Below are 4131 nucleotides of genomic sequence, written 5' to 3'. Positions count from 1 at the left end.
TGCGGTTCGCCGATCACCTCGCCCGACTGCGCGCGGCGGGTGTGACCCGGTTCGTGGAGATCGGCCCCGACGGCGTGCTCACCGCGATGGGCCCGCAGACCATCGGCGACGCGTCGTTCACCGCGTCCCAGCGCCGGGACCGACCGCAGGTCCACACCGCCGTGACCGCGCTCGCGCACCTGCACACCGCGGGCCACCCCGTCGACTGGTCCCGCCTGTTCACCGGGACCGCCGCGACCCTGACCGACCTGCCCACCTACGCCTTCCAACACCGGCACTACTGGATGCAACGGGCCGCTCCGGCCGTCGCGGTGCAAACCCCGGGTGCCCCGTCGGCCGACCGCACCTACCGGATCGGCTGGACGCCGCTGGTCGAGGACACGCCGTCGTCCGCGCTGTCCGGGACCTGGCTGCTCATCCGCCCGGCGCACGCGTGCCCGCTCGCCGACGGCGTCGAACGGGCGTTGACCGAGCACGGCGCCACCGTGCTCCGGGCCGACGACGTCGCCGGGCTCGCGGACACCGACCCGGCCGGGATCGTCTCCCTGCTGGGTCCGGGCACCACGATCGACACCGCCACCGACGGCGGTCTGCGGGCGACCCTGCGCGTCGTACAGGACCTGATCGCCGCAGGCACCGACGTACCGCTGTGGATACTCACCAGCGGCGCCGTCGCCGTCGGTGACTCGGATCCGGTGCGTCACCCGGAACAGGCCACCCTCTGGGGCCTCGGCCGAGCCGTCGCCGCGGAACATCCGGAACTCGGCGCCGCCCGGATCGACCTGCCCGCCGAACTCACCGACCACACCGCCCGCCTCCTGTGCGCCCGACTGCTCGCCCGCGACGAGCCGGAGATCGCCATCCGCCCGGCCGGCGTGTTCGCCCGGCGGCTGCTCCGCACCGGCCCCACCGCCGAACGCTGGTCGCCCACCGGCACCGTGCTGATCACCGGCGGGACCGGCGCACTGGCCGGCCACGTCGCGCGCTGGTTGGCGGCCAACGGCGCCGAACACCTCGTGCTGGCCGGCCGGCGCGGCCCGGACGGCCCGGAGGCCGGCGCGTTGCACGCGGAACTGATCGCCGGCGGGGTCCGGGCCACGATCGTTCGCTGCGACGTCACCGACCGCGATTCCCTTCGGGAGTTGCTCGACGAATACAAGCCGCGCGCGGTGGTGCACACGGCCGCAGTCCTGGACGACGGCGTGATCGCCTCGCTCACCCCCGAACAGGTCGACCGGGTGCTCGGGCCCAAGCTGCTCGGCGCGCGGCATCTGCACGAACTCACCCGCGAGACGGACCTCGACGCGTTCGTGCTCTTCTCCTCCCTGGCCGGCGTGCTGGGCGGTGCGGGCCAAGCGCCCTACGCCGCCGCCAACGCCTACCTCGACGCCCTGGCGGCGCACCGCACCGCCCAGGGCCTGCCCGCCGCCTCGCTGGCCTGGGGGCCGTGGGCGGGCGGCGGAATGGCGGACACCCGGGTCGTCGAGGACCGGCTGCGCCGCAGTGGCCTCACGCCGCTGGCACCCGAGGAAGCGGTGCGCGCCCTGGCCCGGGCCCACGGCCCGGTCGTGGTGGCCGACGTGGACTGGGCCCGCCTGGCCGCGGGAGCCCGACACCGTCTGCTCGACGAACTCCCCGACGCGCGCCCGGTCGTTACCCCCGCTCGGGACGAACAGCCGGATCTGCTCGGCCGGTTGGTGGGGTGCCCCGTCGAGGAACAGTCCCGGGTGCTGCTGGACGCGGTCCGTGCGGAGATCGCCGCCGTACTGCGCTACGACGACCCCGCGCGGATCGACCCGGCCCACGAACTCCTCGACCTCGGCTTCGACTCGCTGACCTCGATCGAGCTGCGCAACCGGCTCGTCGCCGGCACCGGCCTGACGCTGCCCGCCATGCTCACCCTGGAACAGCGCACACCCGCCGCCCTCGCCGAGTACCTGCGGGAGCGAATCGCGGCCACCGCCCCGGCCGGCCCTCGGAGCACCGCGAGCCTGGACGACCTGTGGCACGAGGCGGACCGGCACGGCAGACGGCTGGAATTCATCGATCTGCTGGGCTCCGTCGCCGACTTCCGCTCCGCGTACCGCGATCCCGACGACCTGGACGTGCCGCCGTTGCGACTGTCCTCCGGCGGCACGGACACACCCGTGTTCTGCATCCCCTCGCACCTGGGCAAGGCCGACCCGCACAAGTTCCTCCGGTTCGCCGCCGCGCTGCGCGGCCGGCGGGACGTGTTCGCGCTGCGCGAGCCCGGTTTCGTGACCGGCGAGCCGATCCCCGCGACGCTGGACGTGCTGCTCGCCACCCACGCGCGGGCCCTCGCGGAGCACGACGAGGTGGTGCTGCTCGGCTACTCCGCGGGCGGCCTGGCCGCGCACGCGCTGGCCGTCCACCTCGCCGCCCTGGGCCGACCGCCCGCCGCGCTGGTGCTGCTGGACACCTACGCGCCGGAGCAGACCGAGGTGATGACCCGCATCCAGGGCGCCATGGAGCAGGGACAACGCGAACGCGACGGCCGGACCGGCGAGGCGCTGGGCGAGGCATGGCTGACCGCGATGGGCCGCTACTTCAGCTTCGACTGGACGCCGAGCCCGGTCGAGGTCCCGGTGCTGCACGTACGCGCCGGGGACCCGATGCCCCAGATGCCCGCCGACGGGCAGTGGCAGGCCCGCTGGCACCTGCCGCACATCGGCACGGACGTGCCCGGAGACCACTTCACCATGATGGAGCAGCACGCGCCGCGGACCGCCGACGTCGTCCACGACTGGCTGGTCACGACCGCCCATCGAGCCGGTGCCGAGCACAGCGCCCACCCGCCGGGGGTGATCCCCATGCGGTGATCCGCCCCCCGCAGGAAACGACAACAAATCCAACATCTGGAAACGGAGTTCGTCGAATGCCTTCATTCCCCGTCCGTCGCACCGTCCCGGACCTCCCCCCGACCGAGCACCTGGAGTTGCTCGAAGGAGGGGGCGTCTGCCCCTTCAACATGGAAGACGGCCGCGCGGCCTGGCTGGCGGCCAGTCACGAGTCCGTGCGCAGCCTGCTGGCCGACCGCCGGATCAGCAACAACCCCGCCCTGGTGCCGTCCTTCTCGCAGCGCGAAGCCCTGCAGAAGGAGCGGGGTCAGTTCAGCCGCCACCTGTTCAACATGGACTCGCCGGAGCACGACATCGCCCGCCGGATGGTGGCGGAGGACTTCACGCCCCGGCACGCCGAGGCGGTCCGCCCGTTCTTCGAGGACGCGTTCGGTCGCATCGTCGACGAGATCGTCAGCAACGGACCGGGCGCGGAGATGGTGGAGGCATTCGCCTTCCCGGTCGCCACCCAGACCATCTGCAAGGTGCTGGACATCCCGGAGGAGGACTGCAAGTACTTCCAGCGACGCACCGAGCAGATCATCGAGATGGACCGGGGCGAGGAGAACCTCGAAGCCGTCATCGAACTGCGCGGCTACGTCCAGACGCTGATGCAGCAGCGCACCGAGCAGCCCGGGGACGACCTGCTCAGCAGGCTGATCAGCAAGGCGAAGGCGTCCGAGGAGATCGTGCTCGACGACTCCGACCTGGTGGACAACGCACTGTTCCTGCTGGTCGCCGGGCACGAGCCGTCCGCGAACATGCTCGGTCTCGGAGTGCTCGCGCTCGCCGAATTCCCGCATGTCGCCGAGGAGTTGCGCGCCGACCCCAGCCTGTGGCCGGGCGCGATCGACGAGATGTTGCGCTACTACACGATCGCTCGGGCCACCAAGCGGGTCGCCGCCGCGGACATCGAGATAGAGGGCCACACGATCAAGGAGGGGGACGCGGTGATCGTGCTGCTGGACACCAGCAACCGCGACCCGCGCCTGTTCCCCGACCCGCACGAGCTGAACATCCACCGCGCGGCGGGCAACCACCTCTCGTTCAGCCACGGGCCGCACGCGTGCCTGGGCAAGCACCTGGTCCGGGTGCAACTGGAGGTCGCGCTGCGCGCGGTGGCCGAGCGGCTGCCCGGCCTGCGGCTCGACGTCGCCAAGGAGGACATCCCCTTCCGCGGTGACGCGCTGTCCTACGGGCCGCGTCAGCTCGAAGGCGCGGTCGGTCAGGCCGGGGAGGTGGTCGGCCTCCTGGAGGTCGTGGACGCAGTAGG

2 protein-coding genes are annotated in these 4131 nt (G+C 72.6%); both read left to right on the top strand.

Translation table 11 applies throughout. From position 1 onward, the window contains the following. On the top strand, positions 1 to 2840 hold a 2840-nt coding region (locus ACFXMF_RS47080), incomplete at its 5' end, for an SDR family NAD(P)-dependent oxidoreductase (RefSeq protein WP_380021290.1). 56 nt (positions 2841 to 2896) lie between these two features. Then, a partial coding sequence (locus tag ACFXMF_RS47075; RefSeq protein WP_380021288.1) for a cytochrome P450 occupies positions 2897 to 4131 on the top strand: 1235 nt, incomplete at its 3' end.

It is taken from the genome of Embleya sp. NPDC059213, assembly GCF_042754445.1.
GTDB lineage: Bacteria > Actinomycetota > Actinomycetes > Streptomycetales > Streptomycetaceae > Embleya.
This window is presented reverse-complemented; position numbering and strand designations above follow the sequence as displayed.